Source organism: Microbacterium sp. MMO-35 (assembly GCF_037147555.1).
In the GTDB taxonomy this organism is placed as follows: Bacteria; Actinomycetota; Actinomycetes; order Actinomycetales; family Microbacteriaceae; genus Microbacterium.
In genome coordinates this window covers 39,739-65,742 of sequence record NZ_JBBCVH010000007.1, presented here as the reverse complement: position 1 = coordinate 65,742, position 26,004 = coordinate 39,739, and the positions used below count along the sequence as shown (strand labels likewise).

General features: G+C 72.0%; 23 protein-coding genes and 1 riboswitch. Of the genes, 7 read left to right on the top strand and 16 right to left on the bottom strand.

Annotated features, from left to right (window positions below):
• Window positions 1–79 precede the first annotated feature (79 nt).
• Complete coding sequence (locus tag WFJ01_RS14595; RefSeq protein WP_292884935.1) at window positions 80–1,564, bottom strand: L,D-transpeptidase family protein; 1,485 nt, start codon at window positions 1,562–1,564, stop codon at window positions 80–82.
• Between the two features lie 273 nt (window positions 1,565–1,837).
• On the opposite strand from WFJ01_RS14595, the gene WFJ01_RS14590 reads away from it, so the two are divergent.
• From WFJ01_RS14590 to nagB, 3 genes are read left to right on the top strand one after another with little or no spacing between them, the layout of a single operon-like run.
• A complete protein-coding gene (locus tag WFJ01_RS14590) occupies window positions 1,838–2,989 on the top strand; it encodes an ROK family transcriptional regulator (RefSeq protein WP_251438650.1) in 1,152 nt (383 codons plus the stop codon).
• Complete coding sequence (locus tag WFJ01_RS14585; RefSeq protein ID WP_336629462.1) at window positions 2,986–4,008, top strand: ROK family protein; 1,023 nt, start codon at window positions 2,986–2,988, stop codon at window positions 4,006–4,008. The genes WFJ01_RS14590 and WFJ01_RS14585 overlap by 4 nt, the downstream gene beginning before the upstream one ends.
• Window positions 4,001–4,780, top strand: a complete 780-nt coding sequence (gene nagB / locus WFJ01_RS14580) for a glucosamine-6-phosphate deaminase (protein ID WP_251438649.1) — start codon at window positions 4,001–4,003, stop codon at window positions 4,778–4,780. Before WFJ01_RS14585 ends, nagB begins: the two co-directional genes overlap by 8 nt.
• Before the next feature lie 39 nt (window positions 4,781–4,819).
• Here the strand turns inward: nagB and WFJ01_RS14575 are convergent, their stop codons facing one another.
• The 6 genes from WFJ01_RS14575 to WFJ01_RS14550 form a co-directional block, all read right to left on the bottom strand.
• Window positions 4,820–5,230 (bottom strand): NUDIX hydrolase, encoded by a 411-nt coding sequence (locus WFJ01_RS14575; protein ID WP_336629461.1) that lies wholly within the window; start codon window positions 5,228–5,230, stop codon window positions 4,820–4,822.
• Window positions 5,223–6,641 carry an FAD-binding oxidoreductase gene (locus WFJ01_RS14570; RefSeq protein WP_336629460.1) on the bottom strand — a complete coding sequence of 473 codons (1,419 nt, stop codon included), beginning with the start codon at window positions 6,639–6,641 and terminating at the stop codon, window positions 5,223–5,225. The genes WFJ01_RS14575 and WFJ01_RS14570 overlap by 8 nt, the downstream gene beginning before the upstream one ends.
• A 7-nt stretch (window positions 6,642–6,648) precedes the next feature.
• Window positions 6,649–6,987 (bottom strand): YrdB family protein, encoded by a 339-nt coding sequence (locus tag WFJ01_RS14565; protein WP_442928058.1) that lies wholly within the window; start codon window positions 6,985–6,987, stop codon window positions 6,649–6,651.
• A gap of 144 nt (window positions 6,988–7,131) precedes the next feature.
• Window positions 7,132–9,231: a sigma-70 family RNA polymerase sigma factor gene (locus WFJ01_RS14560; protein ID WP_336629459.1), complete on the bottom strand. Its 2,100-nt coding sequence runs from the start codon at window positions 9,229–9,231 to the stop codon at window positions 7,132–7,134.
• Window positions 9,232–9,761: 530 nt separating this feature from the next.
• A complete protein-coding gene (gene nagA, locus WFJ01_RS14555) occupies window positions 9,762–10,937 on the bottom strand; it encodes an N-acetylglucosamine-6-phosphate deacetylase (protein ID WP_336629458.1) in 1,176 nt (391 codons plus the stop codon).
• Complete coding sequence (locus WFJ01_RS14550) at window positions 10,934–12,496, bottom strand: family 20 glycosylhydrolase (RefSeq protein WP_336629457.1); 1,563 nt, start codon at window positions 12,494–12,496, stop codon at window positions 10,934–10,936. The genes nagA and WFJ01_RS14550 overlap by 4 nt, the downstream gene beginning before the upstream one ends.
• 85 nt (window positions 12,497–12,581) lie before the next feature.
• Window positions 12,582–12,664: riboswitch (ZMP/ZTP riboswitch) on the top strand.
• A 34-nt stretch (window positions 12,665–12,698) separates the two neighbouring features.
• Between WFJ01_RS14550 and glyA the strand changes: the two genes are divergently transcribed.
• Together glyA and WFJ01_RS14540 are read left to right on the top strand one after the other, a co-directional pair.
• Window positions 12,699–13,973 carry a serine hydroxymethyltransferase gene (gene glyA, locus WFJ01_RS14545; protein ID WP_336629456.1) on the top strand — a complete coding sequence of 425 codons (1,275 nt, stop codon included), beginning with the start codon at window positions 12,699–12,701 and terminating at the stop codon, window positions 13,971–13,973.
• Window positions 13,974–14,152: 179 nt separating this feature from the next.
• Complete coding sequence (locus WFJ01_RS14540) at window positions 14,153–15,034, top strand: bifunctional methylenetetrahydrofolate dehydrogenase/methenyltetrahydrofolate cyclohydrolase (protein ID WP_292884919.1); 882 nt, start codon at window positions 14,153–14,155, stop codon at window positions 15,032–15,034.
• Between the two features lie 69 nt (window positions 15,035–15,103).
• Here the strand turns inward: WFJ01_RS14540 and WFJ01_RS14535 are convergent, their stop codons facing one another.
• Complete coding sequence (locus tag WFJ01_RS14535) at window positions 15,104–15,640, bottom strand: hypothetical protein (protein WP_251438641.1); 537 nt, start codon at window positions 15,638–15,640, stop codon at window positions 15,104–15,106.
• Window positions 15,641–15,758: 118 nt separating this feature from the next.
• On the opposite strand from WFJ01_RS14535, the gene WFJ01_RS14530 reads away from it, so the two are divergent.
• On the top strand, window positions 15,759–17,102 hold the full coding sequence (locus WFJ01_RS14530; RefSeq protein ID WP_292884918.1) for an anaerobic C4-dicarboxylate transporter family protein: 1,344 nt from the start codon (window positions 15,759–15,761) through the stop codon (window positions 17,100–17,102).
• Between the two features lie 33 nt (window positions 17,103–17,135).
• Here the strand turns inward: WFJ01_RS14530 and WFJ01_RS14525 are convergent, their stop codons facing one another.
• Window positions 17,136–18,224: an N-formylglutamate amidohydrolase gene (locus WFJ01_RS14525; RefSeq protein ID WP_336629455.1), complete on the bottom strand. Its 1,089-nt coding sequence runs from the start codon at window positions 18,222–18,224 to the stop codon at window positions 17,136–17,138.
• 64 nt (window positions 18,225–18,288) lie between these two features.
• Window positions 18,289–18,876, bottom strand: a complete 588-nt coding sequence (locus tag WFJ01_RS14520; RefSeq protein WP_292884916.1) for a TetR/AcrR family transcriptional regulator — start codon at window positions 18,874–18,876, stop codon at window positions 18,289–18,291.
• Window positions 18,877–18,942: 66 nt separating this feature from the next.
• Between WFJ01_RS14520 and WFJ01_RS14515 the strand changes: the two genes are divergently transcribed.
• Entirely contained in the window at window positions 18,943–19,419 is a 477-nt protein-coding gene (locus tag WFJ01_RS14515; RefSeq protein ID WP_292884915.1) for a DUF4188 domain-containing protein, read from the top strand.
• 37 nt (window positions 19,420–19,456) lie between these two features.
• Here WFJ01_RS14515 and WFJ01_RS14510 read toward each other — a convergent pair whose 3' ends face one another.
• From WFJ01_RS14510 to hpaE, 6 genes are all read right to left on the bottom strand, one after another.
• Complete coding sequence (locus WFJ01_RS14510; protein ID WP_336629454.1) at window positions 19,457–20,182, bottom strand: DUF6882 domain-containing protein; 726 nt, start codon at window positions 20,180–20,182, stop codon at window positions 19,457–19,459.
• Window positions 20,179–21,471, bottom strand: coding sequence for an MFS transporter (locus WFJ01_RS14505; protein ID WP_336629453.1), 1,293 nt, complete (start codon window positions 21,469–21,471; stop codon window positions 20,179–20,181). Before WFJ01_RS14505 ends, WFJ01_RS14510 begins: the two co-directional genes overlap by 4 nt.
• 165 nt (window positions 21,472–21,636) lie before the next feature.
• The gene (locus tag WFJ01_RS14500; protein ID WP_336629452.1) at window positions 21,637–22,440 is read right to left on the bottom strand and encodes an HpcH/HpaI aldolase family protein; all 804 of its coding nucleotides are present in this window, start codon (window positions 22,438–22,440) and stop codon (window positions 21,637–21,639) included.
• Entirely contained in the window at window positions 22,425–23,213 is a 789-nt protein-coding gene (locus WFJ01_RS14495) for a 2-keto-4-pentenoate hydratase (protein WP_336629451.1), read from the bottom strand. The genes WFJ01_RS14500 and WFJ01_RS14495 overlap by 16 nt, the downstream gene beginning before the upstream one ends.
• Window positions 23,210–24,373, bottom strand: a complete 1,164-nt coding sequence (gene hpaD / locus WFJ01_RS14490; protein WP_336629450.1) for a 3,4-dihydroxyphenylacetate 2,3-dioxygenase — start codon at window positions 24,371–24,373, stop codon at window positions 23,210–23,212. The genes WFJ01_RS14495 and hpaD overlap by 4 nt, the downstream gene beginning before the upstream one ends.
• Window positions 24,374–24,416: 43 nt before the next feature.
• Window positions 24,417–25,955 (bottom strand): 5-carboxymethyl-2-hydroxymuconate semialdehyde dehydrogenase, encoded by a 1,539-nt coding sequence (hpaE, locus tag WFJ01_RS14485; RefSeq protein WP_251438631.1) that lies wholly within the window; start codon window positions 25,953–25,955, stop codon window positions 24,417–24,419.
• Window positions 25,956–26,004: the final 49 nt, after the last annotated feature.

Here is a 26,004-nt window from a genome sequence, read left to right as displayed (position 1 = left end):
ACGCCGAAGGGGCGGACGCGCGCTGCGTCCGCCCCTTCGGCGTCTTCGCTCAAGGCCCCCGGATGCGGGAGGATCCGGCTCAGTAGTGGACGTTGACCTCGGTGCCCTGCGGGCTCCAGTCGAACAGCCACTCGGCGCGCCACTCCGGCATGCCGACGCAGCCGTGGCTCATCGGGGTGCCCCAGTTGTCGTGCCAGTACACGCCGTGCAGCGCCTCGTCGCCATTGAAGTACATGACCCACTTCACATCCGGCTGGTAGTAGAACGGCGCCTTCGTGAGGTCGGTGTTGCCCATGTTCTGGCTGTCGAGCTTCCAGTTCACGGTGAACGAGCCGGTGTGCGTGGCGAAGTCGCCGCGGCCCGAGGAGATCAGCCAGGAATCCACGACGTTGCCGTTCTCGGTGACCGTCAGCGTCTCGGTGCTGAGGTTGACGTCGATCTTGCGCAGCAGCGTCGTGGAGGCGAACGGGGTGTCCTTGACCGGCAGGGCGAAGTTCCCCTTGCCCCCGGCGAGCTGCGCGGCGAACGCGGCCGCCGCTCCGGAGACGTCGCCGAGCTGCCGCCCGGCGACGCCGGGGGTCACGTCGTCGAGCACGGAGCCCGAGGAGTCGACGATGCTGGTGGCGTTGACGGGCGCCCGGTTGACGAGTGCGGGCAGCGCATCGACCGACTTCTGGATGGCCGCCTGGTCGGCCCGGATGGTGAGCTTGCCGTCCACCGGGGCGACGGTGAGCCACTTCGAGGCGGTCGCCGCGTCGATCGGGACGGTGCGCTCGGTGCCGACGTAGAAGCCGACCGTGGAGAGCAGGGTGTTGAGCTCGCCGACCGTGGCCGCGGCGTCCTTGTCGCTGATCGCCGGGGCGACCGTTGCAGGCTCGGCCCGGAACGACAGGGTGCTGCGGCCCTTCTCCGCTGCGTCGGAGATCGCCGCGGTGAGCGCCTTCAGGTCGATTCCGGAGCCGTTCTTGGCCGGCGTCGCGGTGTAGCCCGCGCCGGTGAACGACACGGTGGCGTCGGTGGCGTCCTGATAGACCGTGGGCACCTGCGCGCGCAGCGCGTGATCGGCGGCCCGGTCGTCGAGGGTGAGGGGCGCGCTGATCGGCGCGGCCATCCAGCTCGTGATGTTCCACATCGGGCGCTCGGCGAAGGCCTTGTCGGCGAGCTTGGTCGCATCGACGCGGACGCCCAGATCGGATCCGGTGACCTGCTTGCCGCCGCCCTCCCCGGTGAGCGTGACCTGCATCCCGTTCAGGTGGTTGCTCACGGCCTCGGCCGCGGCGCCCGCCGTCATGCCGCCGACCTGCACGCCGGCGATCGCGGTGCCGGGGGCGATGAGGATCGTCGAGGCGGCCCCGAGACCGAGCGCGATGACACCCAGTCCGATGCCGATCCAGCGGCCGATGTGGCGCTTCTTCTTCGGTGCGTCCTCTGCGGGAGCCCACTCCACGGGGCGGTCTCCTGCGCCGTCACCGCCCGCGGACTCCGCGGAACCGGTCGCATCCGTGCCGTCGACGATCGCGTTCTCCTCGGTCGGAGCCCCCGCTGCCGTTGCCAGATCCGTCACGTGCACACCCCCCTGCTTCAGAGCATTGTCAGTCTTTCCAGGATACGCGAAGCCATATCACAAAACGGCAACGGAGGCACATCGGTGGAGGGGCACGCGGAACCCGGGCGGGCGGACGCGTGAGACGGCATGACGGGAAAGCCGGGCCTGGGCCTGCGGATCCGGTAACCTGTGGCAGGTCCCGAAACGCGCCACGCGCGTGAGGGCTTGATTTTCACCTCGTTCGTAAGGTGTACTTACAAACATGGTCGCACGAATGAGCAGGGTCGCCCGGTGAGCGCGGAGAACGGCGGCGCGAGTCCGCACCGCTTCGGGTCGGCGCGCCAGCTGCGCACGAGCACCAAAGTGCTGCCCGAGCACGCCCGCGGGCACAACAGGGCTCTCGTCCTGCAGACGCTCTACCACTCCGGCGCCATGAGCCGTGCCGATCTCTCCCGTGAGACGGGACTGACCCGCGTGACGATCTCCGACCTCGTCGGGGAGTTCATCCACGACGGGATCGTCGTGGAGAGGGGCATCCGGGAGACGACCGGCCCCGGCAAGCCGCCCATCCTCATCGACATCGCCCGCGAAGGGCACCGCATCGTCGGTCTCGACCTCTCCGGTCCCGGAGTCTTCGAGGGCGCCCTGATGAGCCTCGACGGGGTCGTCCTGGAGCGCCGCGAACTGCCGCGGCCCGCCGGGGGCACCGCGGCCTATGAGGCGGTGCGCTCCCTCGCCGAGGAGCTGGTCGCCCTGTCCACCGTGCCCGTGCTGGGGGTCGGCGTCGGCGCTCCGGGCATCGTGCGACCCGATGGGGTGGTGCTGAACTCGCCGAACCTCGGCTGGAGCGACTTCCCGCTCGAGGCACTGCTGGGGGCGGCGCTCGATCTGCCGGTGCTGGTGCGCAACGACGCGAACGCGGCGGTCCTCGCCGAGTACACGTTCGGCCAGGCGCTGCCCGACATGCTGCTCATCCGGATCGGCCGCGGCGTCGGCGCCGGGCTCATCTCGGACGGCCAGCCGCTCGTCGGGAGCAGGTACGCGGCCGGCGAGATCGGCCACGTCGTGGTCGGCACCGACGGGGGACCGCGCTGCGCCTGCGGCAAGCACGGCTGTCTGGAGGCGTGGCTGAACGCCACGAGCCTGCGGGCGCGCATCGCCGAGGATCCCGCCTCCGAGGAGGAGGTCCTCCGCGAGGCCGGAACCAGGCTGGGAGTGGCCATCGCCCCGATCGTGGCGGCCCTCGACCTGTCCGAGATCGTGCTCTCGGGTCCGGCGGATCTGCTCGCGGGCACCCTGATCGACGCCGCGCGCAGCACGCTGACCGCGCGGACCCTCGAGGGCGTGTTCGACGACCTCGTGATCCGTCTCACCGCCCAGGACGACATCGTGCTGCGTGGCGCCGCCGTGATGGTGCTCTCCGGCGAACTGGGCGTGTCATGAGCGCGATCCGGGTGGGCCTGGACGTCGGCGGCACGAAGATCGAGGCGCTCGCGCTCAGCGCGGAGGACACGATCCTCGCGCGCACGCGGATCCCGACGGGCTGGGGTGACGAGGGCGTCATCGCCGCCGTGTTCGCCGCGATCGCGGCGTTGTCCGACGAGGGGGGCTTCACCGCCAGCGAGGTGATCTCGATCGGCATCGGCATCCCCGGCCTCGTCGATGCCGCCGGCGGACGGGTACTGCACGCGGTGAACCTGGGGGTGGAGGAGCTCGACCTCGCGGCGGCGATCCGCGCGCGGATCCCCGTCCCGGTCGCCGTGGAGAACGACGTGAAGGCCGCCGCCGTGGGGGCGGGGTCGCTTCGCGGCGACTCCCGGTCGATGGCCTACCTGAACCTCGGCACCGGGGTCGCCGCCGGCATCGTGATCGACGGCGTGCTCTGGCGCGGCGCGCGCGGCACCGCCGGAGAGGTCGGGCATCTCTCGGTGGATCCGGCGGGCCGCGTGTGCGGCTGCGGACAGCACGGCTGCATCGAGACGTTCTGCGGCGGGGGCGCCGTCATGAAGGCCTGGGGCCGCGGCGGAGAGCTGCCCATCCGCGACATCTTCGATCTGGCCGAGACGGGGGACCCGCTGGCCGCCGAGCTGCGCGCGGGGATCGCCTTCGGCGCCGCCTCGGCCGTGCGCAGCCTGGTGCTCAGCGCCGACGTGGAGACCGTCGTCATCGGGGGCGGGATCACCGCCCTCGGCGACCGGCTGCTCGACGACCTCCTCGCGCGACTGCGCCGCGAGAACGCGGCGTCGCCGTTCCTCGCCTCGCTGCGGCTGGACGAGCGCGTCGAGCTGCTGCCGGCGGGATCGCCGGCGGCCTCTCTCGGCGCCGCTCTGGTGGGCGCCGCACTGCGGGAGGGCGAGAACCCGCACACAGGTCGTGTCATGCTGGGCGCGGGTGCCGCGCCCAGCATTCCCGTCGGGACCGAACGTCCCGAGATCGAAACAGAAGGAGCCGTGCATGGCTGAAGTCGTCATCGTCGAGAACTCCGCCGCCGCGGGTGAGCTGGTGGCCGCCGAGATCGGCCGGCTCATCGCCCGCCGCTCCGACGCGGTCCTCGGGCTCGCGACCGGATCCACGCCGCTGCCGGTGTACTCGGCTCTGCGCACGCAGCTGAAGGGGGTCGATCTGTCGCGGGTGCGGGGCTTCGCCCTGGACGAGTACGTCGGGATCGACCCGTCGCACCCGGAGAGCTACCGCTCGGTGATCACGCGGGAGGTCGTCGAGCCCCTGGGGCTGACCCCCTCCCTCGTGCACGTGCCGGACGGATCCGAGGACGGCATCGAGCATGCCGGAGCCGAGTACGACGCCAAGATCCACGCGGCGGGCGGCGTCGACCTGCAGCTGCTCGGCATCGGCACCGACGGGCACATCGGGTTCAACGAGCCGGGCAGCTCGTTCGCGTCCCGCACCAGGGTGAAGACGCTCACCGAGCAGACCCGCGAGGACAACGCCCGCTTCTTCGATTCCCCCGACCAGGTGCCGATGCACTGCATCACCCAGGGGCTCGGCACGATCCTCGAGGCGCGCCACCTGGTCCTGCTCGCCTACGGTGCGGGCAAGGCGCAGGCGATCGCGGACGCGGTGGAGGGTCCGTTGTCGGCCTTCGTCCCCGGATCGGCGATCCAGCTGCACCCGCACGCCACGGTCGTCGTGGACGAGGAGGCGGCGTCGAAGCTCAAGCTCGCGGACTACTACCGCTACACCTTCGCGCACAAGCCGTCGTGGCAGGGGATCTGACACGACCCCGCCGGGGCTGCCGGGCGAGCACCGACTCGCTCAGCGGCCCCTCACGCCGGGCCACGCCAGCGGGAGCAGGTGCTCCTCGCTGAGCGGGGCCAGCGGCAGCGTCTCCGCATCGGCCGGCGTGATCCAGCGCAGCTCGGCGAGTTCGGCCTGCACGTGCACGTCGGCCGGCTCGGCCGTGGTCGCGAACGCCGTGGCGATCACGCGGTGCCCGGGTTCGTTGGCGGCGGCCGAGACGAACACGCCCAGCGGCACCAGCGCGTCCTCCTCGATCCGCAGGCCGAGCTCCTCGTGCAGCTCCCGGGCGAGCGTCTGAGCGGGCGTCTCGCCCGCCTCGGGCTTCCCGCCGGGCTGCATGAAGCGCTCGGTCCCCTCCTTGCGCACCACGAGCACGCGTCCGGCGCCGTCGGTGATGATCGCGGCCGAGACGTGGATGTCAGGCATGGGGCTCCTCGGAGGGGTGCGCGGCGGCGGGTCGTGGATCGGCGGCCTGCGGTGCGAAGACGCGGCCGGGCGCGAGGATCCCGCGCGGGTCGAAGACCCGGACGATCTCGCGCTGCAGCTCCCACTGATCCTCGCCGAGCTCGTCGGCGAGCCAGCGGCTCTTGAGGATGCCGATGCCGTGCTCGCCGGTGAGCGTGCCGCCGAGGCGGAGTGCGGCGCGGAACAGGTCGTCCGCGGCCTGCCAGATGCGGTCCGGGATCTCGGGTCCCGGCACGATGAAGTTCGGATGCAGATTGCCGTCCCCGGCGTGCGCGACCGTGGGGATCACGATGCCGTAGGCCCGCTCGATCCGGGCGATCTCGTCGAACATCGCGGGCAGCGCGCTGCGGGGCACGGACACGTCCTCGATGAGCGTGGTCCCGAGGCTGGCCATCGCCGCGTGCATCGAGCGGCGGATCCGGAGCAGCTCCTCGCCCTCCGCGGGATCGTCGGTGACGGTCACCGCGCCGCCCGCCTCGCGCAGGACCGTCGCGATCCGGTCGGCCTCGGCGGCGGCCGAACGGCCGTCCGTCCGGATGGTGAGCTGGGCGAGCTCGGCGGCGGGAGGCTCGAGCTGCAGCAGGGCGTGCACGGCGGCGAGGCTGTGCGCGTCCATGAGCTCCATGATCGCCGGCTGCGCACCCGACGCCGTCACGGCCGCCGACGCCCGTGCGGCGTCGCGCCCGGCGGGGAAGGTCGCCACGATCGTGCATTCGGCGCCCGGCTCGAGGCGGCGCAGCTTGAGGGTGGCTCCGACGATCACGCCGAGTCGTCCCTCGGATCCGATCACGAGGGAGGTCAGATCCAGGCCCGTCACGCCCTTCACACTGCGATGCCCGAGGTGGAGCAGGCGTCCGTCGGCGAGCACGAGGTCGACCGCCAGCACGGCGTCGCGGACCACGCCGTACTTCGCGCAGAGCAGGCCGCCGGCCCCCGTGGCGATGTTCCCGCCGACCGTCGAGATGTCGCGACTGGCCGGATCCGGCGGCCACCACAGCCCGAGCGGAGAGAGTACCGCGTCGAGTTCGCCGTTGAGGAGTCCCGGTTCGACGACCGCCAGGAGGTCGTCGGGGCGCACCTCGAGCACGCGCCGCATCCGCAGGGTGGAGAGGACGATCTCGCCCGCGCCGGCGATCGCGGCTCCGGCGAGCCCGGTTCCGGCGCCGCGCACGACGACGGGCGTCCCGGTGTCGTGCGCGATGCGCAGCACGGCCTGCACGTCGGCGGTCGACGTGGCGTGGACCACGGCGAGCGGCGGCGTCGGGGACGAATGGCCCGAGCGGTCGGCCCGGGCGGCGTCGAGGGCTGCGGAACCGGTGTCGACGAGCTCTCCCAGGGCGGCTCGCAGCCGCTCCAGCACCGAGTCGCCCACGGCAGCCTCAGGACAGGGCGCGGCGTCCGGCCATGAGGCCGGACGCGACCGCGACGACGGCGAAACCGATGCCGATCCAGGCCTGACCCATCGTCCACCAGGCGACGGTCACCCCGGCGTAGACGACGAGCTCGACGGCGGCGCGGAGGAACGGATGCACGGCCAGCACCGGGCGCGGCGACAGGAACAGCGCCCAGAGCAGCAGGGTGATGACGGGCGCGCCGATCGCGGCGACGAGGTTCCACGGCAGGGTCCACGCGACCAGACCCCACAGGGCCAGCGACGCCAGCGCGGCGACGAGGACGACGACGCGGACGATGTCGAGCGGCGTGGCGCGCGGCAGCATGCCCTGAGGCGGGGTCGGCACCGGCTCAGCGGGAAGCGGCGGGGTCGCCCGGGGACTTTCGGCGGCAGGGGTGTCGGCGGGCATGAGGACGATTCTACGCGGGGGCGAGGGGAGGATCCGCAGAGGATCCGGCGGGCGTGCGGCTCAGGCTGCCGGGACGCTCGGGGCGGGGTCGGAGGACGGGGTCGGCTCGTCCGACGTCGCGGGCGCGGGGGAGACGGGATCCGTCTCCGGAGCGTTCTGCGGTGCGGGTGCGGGGTCGACCGTCGGGGGGTCGGCGGGGGCCGGTTCGGTCGGCGCCGGTGTCTCGGCGGGAGCCGGGGTGTCCGCCGGGGCGAAGGAGTCGGCCGGAGGGGCGGCGGGATCGGTCGCGGGGGCGTCGGCGGGCGGCGTCGGGTCGGCGACGTCCGAGAGCAGGCACTCCCACCAGTGCAGCGGGCCGAGCGTGCCGAGATCGAGCACCGCCGATCCGCCGACCTTGTCGCCCAGGACGTAGGCGATCGTCACGAGGGCGCCGCTGTTGATCTGGCTGCGGCTCGGGGCGAGTTCGATCACGCCGTTTCCTGCGGCGTTCAGGACGACGCTCGTCGTGAGGTTCGCGCCGTTGTCCGAGGTCGCGCGCAGCGTGGTGCCGGGCACGCCGCTGACGGGCACGGTCACCCGGATGCCGTCGATCAGCGAGAGGATGCCGCAGTGCAGGGAGGCCGTCCCGAGCACCGGCGCCGAGGCCGGCGGAGTCGCGGGACCCGGATCGGTGCCGGGGTCGGTTCCCGGGTCTGTACCGGGATCCGTTCCCGGGTCCGTTCCCGGGTCAGTGCCAGGATCCGTGCCGGGATCGGTTCCCGGGTCTGTGCCGGGGTCCGTTCCCGGGTCAGTGCCAGGATCGGTACCGGGGTCGGTTCCCGGGTCCGTGCCGGGGTTGGTGGGCGGCTTCTCCTCCGCCGGGGGATCCGGAGGGAGCACGGGGTCAGCGGCGGGCTCCGGGGCGGTCGTGGTGTCGACCGGGGCGCTCACCACCGGCTTCGGCTTGTCGACGTGCGGTGCGGGGTCGGCCGGGGGCTCCGTCGGCACCGGGGCCGGCGCGGGGACGGTCGTGGTGGAGGGGGGCGTGACCTGCGCGACGATGCTGGAGTCGCCCTGGTCCGACGCGGACGGGGCGGAGGTCGATGCCGGATTCGCCGTGAGGCCGGGGACGACCGCGGCGGCGACGATGGCGCCGGCGATCACCAGTGCCGCGGAACCCGCGCCCACCAGGGCGCCGAATCCTGCGATGGCACCGCCGGACGAGCCCGTCGCCCCGCCCGAAGCGGTCGAGGACGCCGCGGCGGCGCCGTGCGCCGCGCCGACGCCCGCCGCGCTCGCGCCACCCGCGACGACGGCCCCCTGCACGACGCTCGACGGCATCGCCGCGAGAGCCACGGCAGGCAGGGCGCCGCCCTGCAGCATCGCGAGGTAGGCGCTCGATCCGCCGACGCCCAGGACGAGCGGGAGGAGCACGAAGGCCAGCCGGTGCGAGACCTCCTTGGCCTCGGCGGCGACGATCAGGCAGCGCGCGCACTCGCCCAGATGCCGCTCCAGCTTGGCGCGATCACGGGTGCCGAGGTTGCCGCGCGAGTACGCACCGAGGCGCTCGATCGTCCATTCGCAGACGGATCCGGGCACGGCGGTGCTGAGGTGGGCCTGGATCCAGGCCTCGCGCAGGCCCTCCCTGGCCCGGAACGCGAGCTGTGCGGTCGCCCCGGCGGTCATCCCGAGCAGAGGCGCGATCTCGGCCGGCTTCATCTGCTCGATCTCGGAGTACCAGAGCACCTCCTGCCAGCGCGAGGGAAGGCTGCGGAAGGCCTGGGCCGAGAGGCTGCGATCGAGGGCGTCGTTCGTGGCCTGCTCCGTCGAGGACGGATCGGCGACCGTGTCGAGCTCGTCGATCGGCGCCTCCCGGCGCGCGCGCCCCCAGCCGGCCGCGGTGTTGCGGATGCTCGTGAACAGATACGCGCGGAAGGAGCCGGTCGGGCCGCCGCCCTTCTGGATCGCCTGATAGGTGCGCGCGAACGCCTCCTGGACGAGGTCGTCGGCATCGAAGGTGCTCGTGATCGACCGTGCGACCGTGATGCCCGACGCGTAGTGACGACGCCACAACTGGGCGAAGGCTTCGGGGTCGCCTGAGCGCGTGCGCAGCACCAGATCGGCGTCGCTGCGCGGCGATGCGGCCGCGGCATCGTGCGAGTGTTCGGTGTAGTCGGTCATCTCTCGGTTCTCAGGTCGGAAGCGCTCTCGGCAAAGAGACGCGGACCCAGTCTTCTCATCACGCGGACTCCCCATTCTTCACCCTCTGGCTGGGAACGCGCCAGGGTGCGAACGAAATCCCCGAACCGAAGTCGGGTTCTGCGCTCACGGGACTCGGTGTCGGGGATGCTGAGACGCGGTTTCCCGACACGGTGCCGGTCGGCCCCCGGCCCCGCGGATCCGGGGCTTCAGAAAAAATCCGAAGAAATCTTGCGAAGTCGCGTAATGGATCCGTTGCGACCCCATCTCTCCTGTCAGAGACAGTCTGCGAAAGCCACCGGGGGGCGGCGAACAACGACTCCGGCGGATGGGGATCCGCCGGCGGGGTCGGCCCGGCGCCTCGGGGGAGGAGTTCCGGGCCGCCCCGCTCTGAACACGGGGGGATCCTCCGATTTCGGGTTGCGTGAGGATCTGGGGAAGGGTCGAGGGTACGGGGGTCGCCGCTGGGGAGCGGCAGGCCCCCGGCCCTCGCCGGATCCGCGTCTCGCGGATCAGCGCGTCAGCGCGCCGCCGGTCCACACCACCGCGACGTCCAGGTCAGCGGTCAGGAGCACCGCGTCCCCCAGCTTTCCCGGCTCGAGGGCGCCGAGCCGGTCGCCCACGCCGATCGCCCGCGCCGGGGTGCGCGTGAGCGCGTCGATCACGTCGGGCAGCGGCACGCCGGCCTCCACGGCGCGGCGCAGGGCCACATCCTGGGTCAGCGTGGATCCCGCGATCGAGCCGCTCTCGACGCGAGCGACGCCGTCCAGGACCGTGACCCGCAGCGAGCCCAGCATGTAGTCGCCGTCGGCCGCTCCGGCCGCGGCCATGGCATCGGTGACCAGGGCGACCCGGCCAGGGGCCTCGTCGAACACGAGCTTGATCACGTGCGGGTGCAGGTGGATGTTGTCGGCGATCGCCTCGAGCGTGACGCGCTCGTCGTGCGCGGCCGTGAGCACGGGGCCCGGGTTGCGGTGGTGCACGGGGCGCATCGCGTTGAAGGCGTGCGTGAGGATCGTCGCGCCGGCGTCGAAGGCCTCGCGCAGCGTGTCGTCATCCGCATCGGTGTGCCCGACCGCTGCGGCGGCGCCCGCCGCGACGACGAGGCGGATCGCCTCCATGCCGCCGGGGAGCTCGGGTGCGAGCGTGACCTGCCGCACCGTGCCGCGGCCGGCGTCGAGCAGGCGCTGGACGTCCGCGGCTTCGGGCAGGCGCAGGAGCTCGGGGTCGTGGGCGCCCTTGTGGCCGGGATCGAGGAAGGGACCCTCCAGGTGCGAGCCCAGCAGGTCCCGGTCCGTCTCCATCAGGTCGGCGACCATGCCGATGCGCTCGGCGAGCTGGTCGAGGGCCGCGGTGATCAGCGACACCACGGCCCGGGTGGTGCCGTGGCTGCGGTGCATGGCGCGCGCGGTGCGGATCGCCTCCACGCCGTCGTCGAACGCGGCCGTCGCGCCGCCGTGCCCGTGGATGTCCACGAACCCGGGGGTGAGGATCGCTCCGGGGCCGGCCGCCTCCCGCGCGTCGACCACCGTCTCGGCCGGAGCCCAGCCGGACCCGGTTCCGCGCGCGACGACGGCGCCGTTCTCGAAGCGCACCCACCCGTCGTCGACGGAGGACCCGCCGGAGACGATACGGGCGGAGTGGATGACGAGCGTTCCCTGCGCGGAGCTCTCGGTGCGGGCGGTCATGCGGTCTCCTGGTCGGTCGTGGTCGAAGGGGCGTGCGGGGTCTCGGTGTCCGCCGTTCGCGCCGGCGGATCGTCGTCGAGTGCGGCGCGATCGACGGCGATGCCGGCCGCCTCCCAGGCGGGGACCAGCTCCGCGACGCGCGTGCGGAACGACTCCCAGGAGCGCTCCGGGCCGTCCTGTGCCGACCAGCCGACCTCGGCCTGCGCGGCGATCCGCGGGAACGCGAGGCCGTCGGCCTCGGCGAGGGTCGTCACGGACTCGGTCCACAGCGGCGCCTCGATGCCGAGGATCGCCTCGACCGGCACTCCGTCGATCACCCGTGCGGGATCCCAGTCATAGGAGGTGCGCAGCGGCACGATGCCCGCCCAGGCCAGCCCGCGCGGATGATCGGCGCGGGGCTTCATGTCGAGGTAGGCGCGGTCGGACGGCGACAGGATCAGCGCGCCGCCGCGCTCGACGAACCGGCGCGCGTGCGCGGCGTGATCCCCCTCCGGCGTGACGGATCCCCAGTACTGGCCGATCATCCCGGCGGGGAGGCCCTCGACGGCGCCGGCCTCGTGCCAGGCCACGGGAACCTTGCCGGTCTCGGCGGCCAGCCTTCCCGCGCGCTCGAAGAACAGGGCGAAGTCGGCGGCCGAGGTGCCCAGGCACTCGTCGCCGCCGATGTGCAGGAACGGGCCGGGGGTGAGCGCGGCGATCTCGCCGAGCACGTCGCGGATGAGGTCGTAGGTGCGCTCGTCGTGGATGCGCACCGAGGAGTGCCCGACGCCCCAGCCGGCGTACTGCTCTCCGTGCACCGGCAGCGGCTGGCCGAGCTCGGCGGCCTCGGTGAGGTTCGCCTCGGTGAGGGTCGGCTCCTCGACGAGCTCGGGGTAGCCCAGGCCGACCGCGTGGGTGTGCCCGGGCAGGTCGATCTCGGGGATCACCGCGACGTGGCGCGCGGCCGCGTAGTCGACGATCGCGCGATAGTCGTCCTGGGTGTAGAAGCCGCCGGGTCCGCCGGTCGCGTCGCCGGCCGCGCCGCGACCGGTGAGCTGGGGCCATGAGGCGATCTCGATGCGCCAGCCCTGGTCGTCCGTGAGGTGCAGGTGGAGGCGGTTGAACTTCAGCCCCGCCGCGCGGTCGATGTAGCGCTGCACGTCGGCGACGGAGAAGAAGTGGCGCGCCACGTCGAGCATGACCCCGCGATAGCCGAAGCGCGCGGCGTCCTCGATGCGCACGACGGGCAGCGTCCCGTCGCGGCGCACCAACTGCAGGAGCGTGCGGGTGCCGTGGTACAGCCCGGCCCGGTCGTGCCCCGTGATGCGGACCCCGCCTGCGGACGAATCGAGCAGGTAGCCCTCGGCGGATCCGATCGCCGGATCGATCACGAGGCTGATCACGGTGCCGCCGTCGGTCGTGAGGGCCTCTGAGCCGAGGATCGCGGCGAGGTCGGTGCGCAGCAGCGCGGCCGTCTCGGGATCCCCGTCGACCCGCACGGAGGCGATCGGGACGGATCCCTCCCCGAGGCTCGCGGAGGACGGGAACGGGATGAGCGGCAGCGCATCATGCAGGACCATGAACAAAAACTACCGCGCCCGCGGGCCGACCGGGGCATCCGCCGCTCGTCATCGCCCGACGGATCCGCATCCCGATCGGGTAGGCTCGGGATGTCGCGACTGGCGTCTGGGTGGGTCACCACCGGGGAGCGACCGTCATGGATTCGACCGCGCGCCTGGGCCGATGAGCACCCCTCTTTCGCAACCGTCAAAGGAGCACGCCATGACCGACCGTTACTTCAACGCGCCTCTCTCCGAGGTCGATCCCGAGATCGCCCAGGTCCTCGACCGTGAGCTGAAGCGTCAGCAGACCTTCCTCGAGATGATCGCCTCGGAGAACTTCGTCCCCGTCTCGGTCCTGCAGTCGCAGGGCTCGGTGCTGACGAACAAGTACGCCGAGGGCTACCCGGGCCGCCGCTACTACGGCGGCTGCGAGGAGGTCGACGTCGCCGAGGAGCTGGCGATCGCCCGCGCCAAGGAGCTGTTCGGCGCCGAGTTCGCGAACGTCCAGTCGCACTCCGGCGCGACCGCGAACGCCGCCGTGCTGCACGCGATCGCCCGTCCCGGCGACACCCTGCTCGGCCTCTCGCTCGACCAGGGCGGTCACCTCACCCACGGCATGAAGATCAACTTCTCCGGCCGCCTGTACGACATCGTCGCCTACGGCGTGAACCCGGAGACCTCGACCATCGACATGGACGAGGTGCGCCGTCTCGCGATCGAGCACAAGCCGAAGGTCATCATCGCCGGCTGGTCGGCGTACCCGCGCACGCTGGACTTCGCCGCGTTCCGCGAGATCGCCGACGAGGTCGGCGCCCTGCTGTGGGTCGACATGGCCCACTTCGCCGGTCTCGTCGCCGCGGGCCTGCACCCGAACCCGGTGCCGCACGCCCACGTCGTCTCGTCGACCGTGCACAAGACCATCGGCGGCCCCCGCTCGGGCTTCATCCTCACGAACGACGCCGAGATCGCGAAGAAGATCAACTCGGCCGTCTTCCCCGGCCAGCAGGGCGGCCCGCTCATGCACGTGATCGCCGCGAAGGCGACCGCGTTCAAGATCGCCGGCACCCCGGAGTTCAAGGAGCGCCAGGAGCGCGTGCTGCGCGGTGCGGCGATCATCGCCGACCGTCTCTCGCAGCAGGACGTGAAGGATGCGGGCATCGCGGTGCGCTCGGGCGGCACCGACGTGCACCTCGTGCTCGTCGACCTGCGCGACGCCGAGATCGACGGCAAGCAGGCGGAGGACCTGCTGCACGACATCCACATCACGGTCAACCGCAACGCCGTCCCGAACGACCCGCGTCCGCCGATGGTCACCTCGGGCCTGCGCATCGGCACGCCCGCGCTCGCGACCCGCGGCTTCGGGGATGCGGAGTTCACCGAGGTGGCCGACGTCATCGCGCTCGCGCTGCAGCCCGGCGCGGACGTCGAGGCCCTGCGCGCCCGTGTCGACGCGCTCGCCGGCGCCTTCCCGCTGTACCCCGACCTGCAGCAGTAGACCCGACGGGATACCGCCCCCGGGGTCGTCGAGCGAGCACGGCCGCAGGCCGAGCGAGACGAAACGCGGCAAATGTCGCAAGAGCGCCGCGTTTCGTCTCGGTCGCCGCCGGCGTCCTCGCTCAACGCCCCGGAGGGGCGGGCGACAGAACACCTTCGACGAGAGAATGGAAGACCTCGATGACCGCGAAGATTCTTGACGGCAAGGCGGCGGCGGCGGAGATCAAGGCGGAGCTCGCCGAGCGGGTCTCCGCGCTGAGGGAGCGGGGGATCGTCCCCGGCATCGGCACCGTCCTCGTCGGGGCCGATCCGGCCTCGCAGCTGTACGTGGGCATGAAGCACCGGCAGTCCGAGGCGATCGGGATGAACTCGATCCAGCGCGAGCTGCCGGCCGACGCGACCCAGGCCGAGGTCGAGGCCGTGATCGACGAGCTCAACGCGGATCCGGCCTGCCACGGCTACATCGTGCAGCTGCCGCTGCCGAAGCACCTGGACACCGATGCGATCCTGGAGCGGATCGACCCGGCGAAGGACGCGGACGGGCTGCACCCGACGAACCTCGGCCGGCTCGTGCTCAACGTGAACGCACCGATCCACACGCCGCTGCCGTGCACGCCGCGCGGCGTGATCGAGCTGCTGCTGCGCAACGACTACGACCTCAAGGGCAAGCACGTGGTGGTCGTCGGCCGCGGCGTCACGATCGGCCGCCCGATCGGGCTGCTGCTCACCCGCCGCGACATCAACGCCACGGTGACGCAGGTGCACACCGGGACGCCGGACATGTCGCCGTATCTGCGTCAGGCCGACGTGATCGTCGCGGGCGCCGGGGTGAAGCACCTCATCCGCGCCGAGGACGTGAAGCCGGGTGCGGCGGTGCTCGACGTGGGCGTGACGCGCGAGGACGACCCGGAGACCGGGAAGAGCAGGGTCTACGGCGACGTGGAGCCCGCGGTCGCCGAGGTGGCCGGCTGGGTCTCGCCGAACCCCGGCGGGGTCGGGCCGATGACGGTCGCGCTGCTCATGACGAACGTGGTGGAGGCCGCCGAGCGCGCCGCAGCCTGAGCACGCAGACGAGAACGGGCGGATCCGACGACGCGTCGGATCCGCCCGTTCCCCGTCCGGGACGGGAGATCAGCCGAGCTCGTCGAGCATGCGACGCTGCTCGGGCGTGAGGCCGTCGTCGAGCTCCTGCCGGCCGGCGGCGGTCGCGGCGGAGGACGGTGCGGACGACGCGGAGGGCGCAGGCGAGGCCGAAGAACGGGATCCGGCGATCCTCGCCCCGGCGGCGTCGTACAGCTCACCGGCCTTGCGGGACAGCGCGTCGTCGACCTGGTCGTAGACGACCCAGCCGACCAGCAGGATCACGGGCGGGACGATCCAGCCCCAGACGTTGCCGGCGCGCACGCCGCTCAGCCAGACCGTGAGCGCCCAGATCAGGAACTCGACCGCGAACACGGCGAGGTACTGCACGAACTTCGTGCCGCTCGACGACATCGAGGTGGCGGCCCTCTTCAGCAGCGGCTTGAGGAAGAGCGTCGCCAGGGTCAGGATCACGGACGCCCACAGCGCGTGCAGGCCGACCCGCGCCGGGGTCAGCCAGCCGACCACGAGCAGCACGACCACGTTGAAGACGTAGAGCGACGCGAACCGCACGATCAGATTCCTCATGCGTCCAGACTGTCATGCGACGGAGCGCGCCGGGAGGGGCGCCGCGCCGGGCAGGGGGTGCGCGGCCGGACCGCAGGCCAATATGCTGGCCGCGTCCGCGACCCTCGAGGAGACGCACATGCAGATCGCCCTGTTCATCGCCGAACTGATCGTGGTCCTCGGCTGCATCGTCATGGGCACGCGCTCGAGCGGCGTGGGGCTCGGCCTCTGGGGAGGGACGGGCGTCGCGATCCTCGTGTTCGTGTTCCGGGTGCCGCCCGGGTCGCCGCCCGTGGATGCGCTCCTCATCGTGCTGTCGGTCGTGCTCGCGTCCTCGATGATGCAGTCGGCGGGAGGGATCGACTGGATGGTGTCGGTCGCGGCGAAGCTCATCGCGCGCAGCCCGAAGCAGATCACGCTCGTCGCGCCGCTCATCTCGTTCCTCTTCTCGGTCGGCGCGGGGACCTCGAACATCCTCTATCCGCTGCTGCCCGTGATCCAGGACCTCTCGTACCGCAACGGCATCCGGCCGTCGCGCCCCCTCTCGCTCTCCGTGGTCGCGACCGGCGTCGCGCTGGCCTGCAGCCCGGTCTCGGCGGCGATGGCCGCGATGGTGACGCTCACCGACGTGGCGCCGTGGAACTTCGAGCTCATCGACATCCTCAAGGTGACGATCCCGGCCGCCGTCGTCGGCATCGTGGTGTCGAGCCTCGTCGTGAACCGTCTCGGCAAGGAGCTCGCCGACGACCCGGAGGTGCAGGCGAAGATCGCCCGCGGCGAGCTCGCACCTCCGCGCACGGGCGCCGCCGAGGTCAAGGCGGACGTGACCGTGACCGCCGCGGGGCGCAACGCGGCGATCATCTTCCTGCTCGGCGTCGCCGTGATCGTGCTGTTCGGCCTGTTCAAGGGGCTCCGCCCGCTCGACGGCGCGGGCGACCCGGTGAGCATGACGCCGATCATCGAGATCGTGATGTTCGTGGCCGGAACCGTGATCCTCCTCGTGTCGCGCCCGAAGGTCGGCGAGATCCCGACGATGTCGGTGTTCAAGGCCGGCATGGTCTCGGCGATCGCGCTGTTCGGCCTAGCCTGGCTCACCGACACCTTCCTCGGCGCGCACGCGACGCTCATCTCGGAGGGCGTCGGCGGCCTCGTCACCGCGGCCCCGTGGATCTTCGCCCTCGGCGTCTTCCTCGTCTGCGTGCTCACGACCAGCCAGTCCACGGCCACCCGCACGATCGTGCCGATCGGCCTCGCGGCGGGGATCCCGCTCGGGCTGCTGTCGGGCATGTGGGCGGGCGCCTTCGCGGGCATCTACCTGCTGCCGACGAACGGCTCGCAGATCGCCGCGGCGAACTTCGACACCTCGGGGACGACGAAGCTCGGCACGAAGCTCGTGGACCACTCCTTCTTCGCCCCCACGCTCATCCTCGCCGTGACGACGATCGGCTTCGGCGCCCTGTTCGGCGTGCTCTGGGGCGGCTGATCCGCCCTCGTCGGCGGGCGGGCTCCGCCGGGATCAGCCCGCCTGGTACAGGTCCCAGGAGCGGCGGCAGGCCGTGGCGATCCGGTCGACGTGCGCGGGGTCCTCGGTGATCCAGCCGGTGCCGGGCCGGTGCAGCTGTGCGGTGGCCGCGTCGCCGAGCAGGAACTCGCGGAGGAACTCGGCCTGCACGGCGTCGAGCACGGCTCCCGCCGCGGCGGCCTCGTCCGCGAGCGTGCGGAAGCGGGCGCCGGCGGCGAGGATCTCCTGGCTGCCGAGATAGGGCTGGTTGAGGGCGACATCACCCGGCTGCGCGGCGTCGAAGCCGACGCGGTGCGCTTCGGCGAGGGCGCGCAGGCGCTCCGGCGCCATGGTCGGGGGGTCGGCGGGGTCGCGCTCCTCGCCGCGGGCGTCGCCCCGGTTGGAGAGCGCGACGATGTTCGGCAGGCGGTCCTTCTCGGCGCGCGGGACGTCGACCGCGCCGTCCTTCGTGGTCGTGGTGTTCATGGTGTCGTGGAACGACAGCCGGGTGAGCGCGCCTCCGGTGCGCAGCCGCTCGGCGACCATCCGCTCGGTCAGCTCGTCGCGGGTGCGCTCGTAGACGCCGAGACCGCGCTCGGCGACCTCGACGAACGTCTCGACGAGCCGGTGCAGGCCGGCCCCTGTGTCCGGCACCTCGATGATCGGGAAGAACGAGAACGTGACGGGGCGGATCGCGTCGACCCCGGAGAGGTCGACCCTCTGCCAGGGGCCGGCGGCGCGGACGCGCTCGATCGCCGCGGTCAGGTCGGCGGCGACGTCGGCGGGCCGTGCGCGGTTCGGATCGCGGACGAGACGCGGATGCGGGTTGATCACGGCGACGACCCGGGGATCCTGCGATGCCCAGCGCCGCACGACGGCCGCCGTCGCGACATCGGTGAAGTCGTACTGCAGCCGTCGCGTGAGCGCGGGGGAGAGGAACTCGGCGAGCTCCTCGGGGATCGCGGCGCCGGCGTGCGGGCAGCTGACGAGCAGATCGGCGTCGCGCAGCGCGTCGTCGAGGGAGCGGTGCTGCGGATCCGCGTAGACGACGATGTCGTCGGGAGTGAACGTGCGGCCGGCGGGGATGAGGTCGAGGGCGCTCATGCGGCTCATGCTACCCAGCGGCCCACCGGGCGAGCGGTCCGGGCTCGCGGTCGTCCTCCGGGACTCAGCGTCCGGGGTGCACCGCGGCGATCGCGTCGAGCACCGTTGCGTACACGGCGTCGGCGTCGATCCAGGGCGGGGCGACGCGTGCGAGCTCGAGGCTGACCGCGCCGTGCACCTGCGCCCAGACGGCCAGGGTGCTGCGCAGATCGACGTCCTCGTCGACGCGATCGGCGCCGGTGAGGGTGCGGGCGAGGGGGAGGAGCGCATCCAGCTCCGGATCGGGCTCCGGATCGCCGCCGGCGCTCGGGGCGCCGTGAGGTGCTCCGGCGATCGCGCCGCTGAACATGAGCCGGTAGCGATCGGGGTGCTGCAGCGCCCAGGCGCGATACGCCTCGCCGAGAGCGCGCAGGCCCCCGGGCTCCGCCTCGCGCTGCGCGCGGGCGAACGAGGCGAAGGAGTCCGCGACCACGGCGGTGATGAGGTCCGCCTTGCTGCCGAACAGCGAGTAGACCGCCGATGTCGAGGTCCCTGCCTCGCCCGCCGCCTCGCGCACGGAGAAGCGATCGGGGCCGTCCCGGTCGATCATCGCCGAGGCGGCCTCGATCAGTCGCGAACGCAGGGCCGCGTCGTGGGTGATGGGTCTTGCCATGGAAGGGATCTTATCGTAACGTCGTTCTGTAACAGTGTTCTATAACGACGTTCGCAAGGAGTGGCGATGAGCAGGCAGGTCTTCCCCGGTCGGTACACGGCAGCCGTGGACCGCAGCGACATCACGGTGTTCGTCATCGGGATGCGGGCGAACAGATGGTGGCAGCTGGGCCGGGTGCAGCGCGTGGCGCGGCAGATGCCGAAGATCCTGCGGCATCTCGCAGAGCACCCGGAGGCCGGCATGCTCGGCTGCGAGAGCTGGCTCGGGCGCACCACGATCCTGCTCTCCTACTGGGAGAGCCCGGAGCACCTGCAGCGCTTCGCCGCCGATCGGGACGCCCCGCATCTGCAGCCGTGGCGCGACTTCATGCGCACGATGCTCGGATCCGGCAGCGTCGGGGTCTGGCACGAGACGTACCAGGTGCCGGCGGGGGAGATGGAGGCGATCTACGCGGACATGCCGGTGTTCGGACTCGCCGCCGCGACGGCGCACGAGCCCGTCGGCGCGGGCCGAAACACGGCGCGCCAGCGGCTCGGCCGCTGAGCGGGCGCGGGCGCGGGCGAGCGGGACTCCGCCCGGATCAGGCCTGCGGGACCTGCCCGAGCTGCGACTCGATCCCGGCGATGCGCGCGTACTCGTCGAAGCGGAACGTGGCGCTGCCGCTCGCGTCGCTGACTACTGCCGCGGAGTAGGCCTCGTCGCCCCACTGCATGCTCCAGCCGGCGAGTCGGGCCAGATCCCAGACCGAGGAGCGCGCGTCGGAGAGCGTCAACTCGGAGAGGATCCGCGGCAGCGCGACGACGGCGTCGGCGACGGTGAGCGGCGGGAGGGGCGCGTCGAGCAGGAAGACGGCGCGCGTGCCGCTGCCGACGGGCGCGGAGTAGTACGGCGAGCGGCCGGTGATCTCCTCCGCGATCGCGCCGACCTGATGCGCGGCGCCGGCGATCCAGCCGTCCAGATCGGCGTCGGCCGGGAACGGCAGCTCCGGGGTCGAGAGCTCGGCGATCGAGTAGGTCGTGCCGTAGTCGCGGAGTCCTGCGACCGACGGGTCGGATCCGCCCTGCGGGTGCGCCCAGGCCCACATCAGCGAGCGGGGTCCGGGCGCGATCGTCGCGACGAGCGACGCGCGTGCGACGAGCGTGCGGCTCGGATCCGTCTCGGACGTGAAGGTCAGGGTGCCCGCCGCGAGGTCTGCGTCCCAGCGGTGCTCGCCCAGGGCGGCGGTCGCGGCGACCAGCTGGTCCTGGCGGAGGGCGGCGAACAGTGCCGCGCGGTCGGCGAGGGGCGCGAGGGCGGGGAAGGTCATGGGTTCATCCTGCCGCGGACGCCTATGAATGCGCCAGTCAGACGCCATCCGGCGCCTGTTCGCGGGCGCCGGACGCGGCCGTCGCCCGTCCCATGCGCCAGATGCCGGGGATCAGCATGGTGCCCAGGGCGATGACCCGCGTAGACGATCGCCGAGCCGACCATGAGCGCGGTCACGTCGGCGCGCGCGATCAGCCAGCCGAAGGCGAGCGTGCCGAGCGGCATCGCGATGTAGCTGCCGAGCATGTCGTAACTGGACACCCGGGACAGCTTGTCCTCGGGGATCTGCTCCATCATCGTGACGTTCCACCCGGTGCTGAACACCTCGACGCCCGCACCCGCGATGAACGCGGCGGCGATGAGGAGCAGGACCGAGGGGTGCACGCCCAGGAGCGTGAGCGGGATCGCGAGGGCGCTCATCCCGAGCATGCCCAGCCGCAGCGGGCGCCGCAGCGGCAGCCAGAGCAGCACGAGGGTCATCACGAGCACGCCCGCGCCCTCGGCGCTCACGACCCACCCCCAGCCGGCGATGCCGAGGAGCGGGTCGTTCTTGGCGATGTACGGACCCGCGACGCCCCAGGCGCCGACGTGGATCGCGTTGAGGACCATGAACGCGAGCACGACGATCCACAGCCAGGGGCGGGACCAGAACTCGCGCCATCCGTCGTGCAGGTCGTGGAACAGGCCCGCCCGCTGCCCGCGCACGGGCGGCGGCAGGCGCACGAGCGCGAGGAACACGATCGCGAGCGCCCAGCCCGCCGCCTGGATCACCATGACCCAGGCGGGGCCGGCGAGCGCGACGATGCCTCCGGCGACGACCGGGCCCGCGATCGTGGTGGCGGAGCGGGCGAAGGACAGCAGCGCGTTGGCCTGCTGCAGATGAGCGGGCGTCGTCAGCTGCGGGATGAGCCCCTGCATCGCGGGCATGACGAAGGCGGCGGACGCGCCGTTCAGTGCGGCGAGGCCGGCCAGCAGCGGGACCGTCGCGGTGTGCGTGAAGAGCAGGGCAGCCGTCGTGCCGATCGAGAGGATGTCGACCACGTAGCTGGTCTGGATCACGAGCGCCCGCGGCAGCCGGTCCGCGACGACGCCGCCGAGCAGCAGGAAGAGGACGTTCGCCACCGTGAACGCCGTGAGCACGATCGAGAGCGCACCGGCATCGTTGTCGATGCTCAGCACGGCGAACGCGAGGGCGATCGACGACATCGAGCCGGTGACGAGCGTGAGGGTGCGCGCCAGGAAGAACCAGCGGAACCCGCGGTCCTGCAGCGCGGCGAGGGCCTTCTTCACTCGCCCCATCCTGACAGCTTCGGCGCACCGCACGCCGGACGGCACGCACTACTCAGGCCGGATGTCGCCCGGGACCGGGATCCACGGCCGGATCCCTCGCGCGAGCGACATCCGGCCTGAATTGTGCGCACCGGGCCTCGGTCTCCCCGGGTGAGGAGGCCGAGGTCAGTAGCTGGAGGCGGGGCCGGTGGCCGAGGCCGGGAGGAACCGGGTCGCGAGTGCCTCCGAGGCGCGGGCGAGGAGGGCGACATCGGCGCCCACCGCGACGAACGCGGCGCCCGCGGCGATGTACGCATCGGCCGCGGCCGGGTCGAACGCGTTCACGCCCACCGGCTTGCCCGCAGCGGTCACCGCGGCGAACACCTGCTCCACGGCGGCCATCACGTCGGGGTGGGTCTGCTGTCCGAGCAGCCCCAGCGACGCGGCGAGGTCGGAAGGCCCGACGAACACCGCGTCCACGCCGTCGACCGCGGCGATCTCCGCCGCCCGGGCGACCCCCGCGGCGGTCTCGATCTGCACGGTGACCGACACGTGCTGCGCGGCCTCGGCGAGGTATCCCTCGACCCGGTTCCAGCGGGCGCTGCGGGCCAGGGCGGATCCGACGCCGCGCACGCCCTGCGGCGGATAGCGGGTCGCGGCGACCGCGGCACGCGCCTCGTCGGCGGACGACACCATCGGCACGATGAGGTTCTGCGCGCCGAGGTCCAGAACCTGCTTGATGATGACGGGATCGTTCCACGGCACGCGCACGAGCGGGGTGATCGGGTAGGCCGCGGCGACCTGCAGCTGCACCTGGAGGGTGTCCAGCGTGTTGGCGGAGTGCTCGCCGTCGACGAGCAGCCAGTCCAGTCCGGATCCGGCCGCGATCTCGGTGACGACGGGGCTGCCGGTGCACGCCCACATCCCGATCAGGGGGCGGTCGGCGCCGGCGAGGCGCTCGCGGAACGTCGGGCTCAGACGAAGCGGCATTCGATGACTCCCATCGGCCCATAGTCGCAGCGCACCTCGTCGCCGCGCGAGACCCACATCGGCCGGGTGAAGGATCCGGCCAGGATGATCTCTCCCGCCTCGAGGCGCGCGCCGTGCTGGTGGAACTTGTTCGCGAGCCAGGCGACGCCCGTCGCGGGGTGACCGAGGACGCCGGCGGCGACCCCGGTCTCCTCGATCTCGCCGTTGCGGCTGAGCACCCCGGGCACCCAGCGCAGGTCGATCTCGTCCGGGCGCTTGTGCACGGTGCCGAGCACCATCGCCCCGTAGGCCGCGTTGTCGCTGATCGTGTCGACGATCGTGCGGCCCTCGAGCTCGATGTGCGAGTTGAGCACCTCGAGGGCCGGCACGGCGTAGTCGATCGCGGCGAGGGCGTCCTCGAGCGTGCAGTCGGGGCCTTCGAGCGGCTCCTTGAGTACGAACGCGAGCTCGACCTCGATCCGCACGTTCGAGAAGTGGTCGACCGGGATCTCGGATCCGGACGGGTACACCGTGTCGTCGAACATGACGCCGTAGTCGGGCTCGGTGATGCCCGTCGCCTGCTGCATCGCCTTGCTCGTCAGGCCGATCTTGCGCCCCACCAGCCGGCGTCCCTCGGCGACCTGCGCGTCGCGCCAGACGCCCTGGATGGCGTACGAGTCCTCGACGGTCGCCTCGGGGTGCCGTGCGGTGATGCGTGGGATCACCCCGTGCGTGCGGTCGGCCTCGGCGAGCTCCGCGGCGAGCTGCGCGATGGTGCCGGCGTCGAGGCTCACAGCTGGTGTCCGAGCTTGTACTCGCCCTGCTTCCACTCCGGCATGGCCTCCTCGTCGGCGGGACGGGTGTAGCTGAACCCGTCGGCGCCGATCGTGACGGCCATCTCGCTGCTGTCCGTGCGGGCCACGACCGGCTGCGGGTTGCCGTCGAGGTCGAGCACGAGCGAGGCGTCGGTGTACCAGCTCGGCACGACGGGGTTGCCCCACCAGTCGCGGCGCTGGTTGTCGTGCACGTCCCAGGTGACCACGGGGTTGTCCGGGTCGCCGGTGTAGTAGTCCTGCGTGTAGACCTCGACGCGGTGGCCGTCGGGGTCGCGGAGGTACAGGTAGAAGGCGTTGCTCACGCCGTGGCGGCCGGGGCCCCGCTCGATCGCGTCGGAGCGGCGGAGCGCGCCGAGCTTGTCGCAGATCGCGAGGATGTTGTGCTTCTCATGCGTCGCGAAGCACACGTGGTGCATGCGCGGGCCGTCGCCGCCGGTCATCGCGGTGTCGTGCACGGTGGGCTTGCGGCGCATCCACGCGGCGTACACCGTGCCCTCCTCGTCCTGGATGTCCTCCGTGACGCGGAAACCGAGGTCCTGCATGTACTTCACGGCGCGCGGCACGTCGGGGGTGACCTGATTGAAGTGGTCCAGGCGCACGAGCTCGCCGGGGATGTGCAGGTCGTAGCGCCAGCTCATCCGCTCGACGTGGTCGGTCTGGTGGAAGAACTCGTACGGGAAGCCGAGCGGATCCACGACGCGCACGGAGTCGCCGATCCCCTTCACGAAGCCGTCGGGGTTGCGTCGCACGTCGCAGCCGAGCTCGGTGTAGAACGCGACGGCGAGGTCGAGGTCCGAGGGCTCCCGCACGCGGTACGAGAACGCGGCGACGGCCGCGACGGGGCCCTTGCGCAGCACGAGGTTGTGGTGGATGAACTCCTCGGTGGAGCGGAGGTAGATCGTCTCGTCGTCCTCCTCCGTCACGTACAGCCCGAGCACGTCGACGTAGAAGACCCGCGAGGCGGCGAGGTCGGTGACGACGAGCTCCATGTAGGCGCAGCGGAGCACGTCCGGGGCGGGGGAGGAGGGGGTCGGGATCGGGTTGTCGGTGGAGATGGGCGCCTCCTGGCTCGTGAAGAAGCCGGAGGAGGTGAGCGTCATGTCGGCGCGATTGGTCATGTCAGCGTCCTTGCGTGAAAGAGAAGTCGGTCCGGTGATCGGGTCAGCGGGGGTCCGGGTCGTCGAGGTCCTGCTCGGCCGGCGGCGCCTGCTTGCCGAAGACCGGGTTGTGCGGGGCGCCGAGGGTGATGTGCACGCTCTGCTGGTCGGTGTAGAAGTCGATCGAGCGGTAGCCGCCCTCGTGGCCGAGGCCCGACGCCTTCACCCCGCCGAACGGGGTGCGCAGGTCGCGCACGTTGTTCGAGTTCAGCCACACCATGCCGGCCTCGACGGCGCCCGCGAAGTTGTGCGCGCGCTTGAGGTCGTTCGTCCAGATGTAGGCGGCGAGGCCGTAGCGGGTGTTGTTCGCGAGCGCCAGTGCCTCCTCGTCGGTGTCGAAGGGCGTGATCGCGACGACCGGGCCGAAGATCTCCTCCTGGAAGATGCGCGCGTCGGGGGCCACGTCGGCGAACACCGTCGGGGCGACGTAGTTGCCGGTGGGGAAGCCCTCGGGGCGCCCGCCGCCGGCGACGAGGCGGCCCTCGCCCTTGCCGATCTCGACGTAGCTCATGACCTTCTCGTAGTGCTCCGGGTGCACCAGCGCTCCGACCTCGGTGGTCGGGTCGTGCGGCAGGCCGACCTTGACGCGCTTCGCCTGCGCCGCGAACCGCTCGACGAACTCGTCGTACACGTCGCGCTGCACGATCACGCGGGATCCGGCCGTGCACCGCTCGCCGTTCAGGGAGAAGACGCCGAAGATGCAGGCGTCGATCGCGGTGTCGAGGTCGGCGTCGGCGAAGACGACGGCCGGGCTCTTGCCGCCCAGCTCCATCGACAGGCCCTTCAGGAAGGGCGCCGCGTTGCCGAAGATCAGCTGACCGGTGCGGCTCTCGCCGGTGAACGAGATGAGCGGCACGTCGGGGTGCTTCACGAGGGCGTCGCCGGCATCCTCGCCGAGGCCGTGCACGAGGTTGAAGACGCCCTGGGGCAGCCCCGCCTCCTCGAAGATGCCCGCCCAGAGGGAAGCGGACAGCGGCGTGAACTCGGCGGGCTTCAGCACGACCGTGTTGCCCGTCGCGAGCGCGGGGCCGAGCTTCCACGACTCGAGCATGAACGGCGTGTTCCACGGCGTGATGAGGCCGGCGACGCCGATCGGCTTGCGGTTGACGTAGTTCATCTGTTTGCCGGGCACCTTGAACGCGTCGTCGGCCTGCGCGACGATCAGGTCGGCGAAGAAGCGGAAGTTCTCGGCGGCACGGCGGGCCTGGCCGAGCGCCTGGGTGATCGGAAGACCCGAGTCGAAGGACTCGAGCTCGGCGAGGCGCGCATCGCGGGACTCGACGATGTCGGCGATCTTGTGCAGGACGCGCGAGCGCTCGCGGGGGAGCATGCGCGGCCAGGGGCCCTCGTCGAAGGCGCGCTTGGCGGCCGCGACCGCGCGCTCGATGTCGGCCTTCTTGCCGGCGGCGGCGCGCACGTAGGTCTCGTTCGTGACGGGGTTGAGCACCTCGAAGGTGTCGCCGTCGAGGGAGTCGACGAACTCGCCGTCGATGTAGTGCTGGATCTTCTCGGGGAGATCGGCGGGGGTGTAGGCGTCGGTCATCATCGTCCTTCCGGGTGGTTCCTGGGTTGTTCCGGCCCTTCTCGGGGCC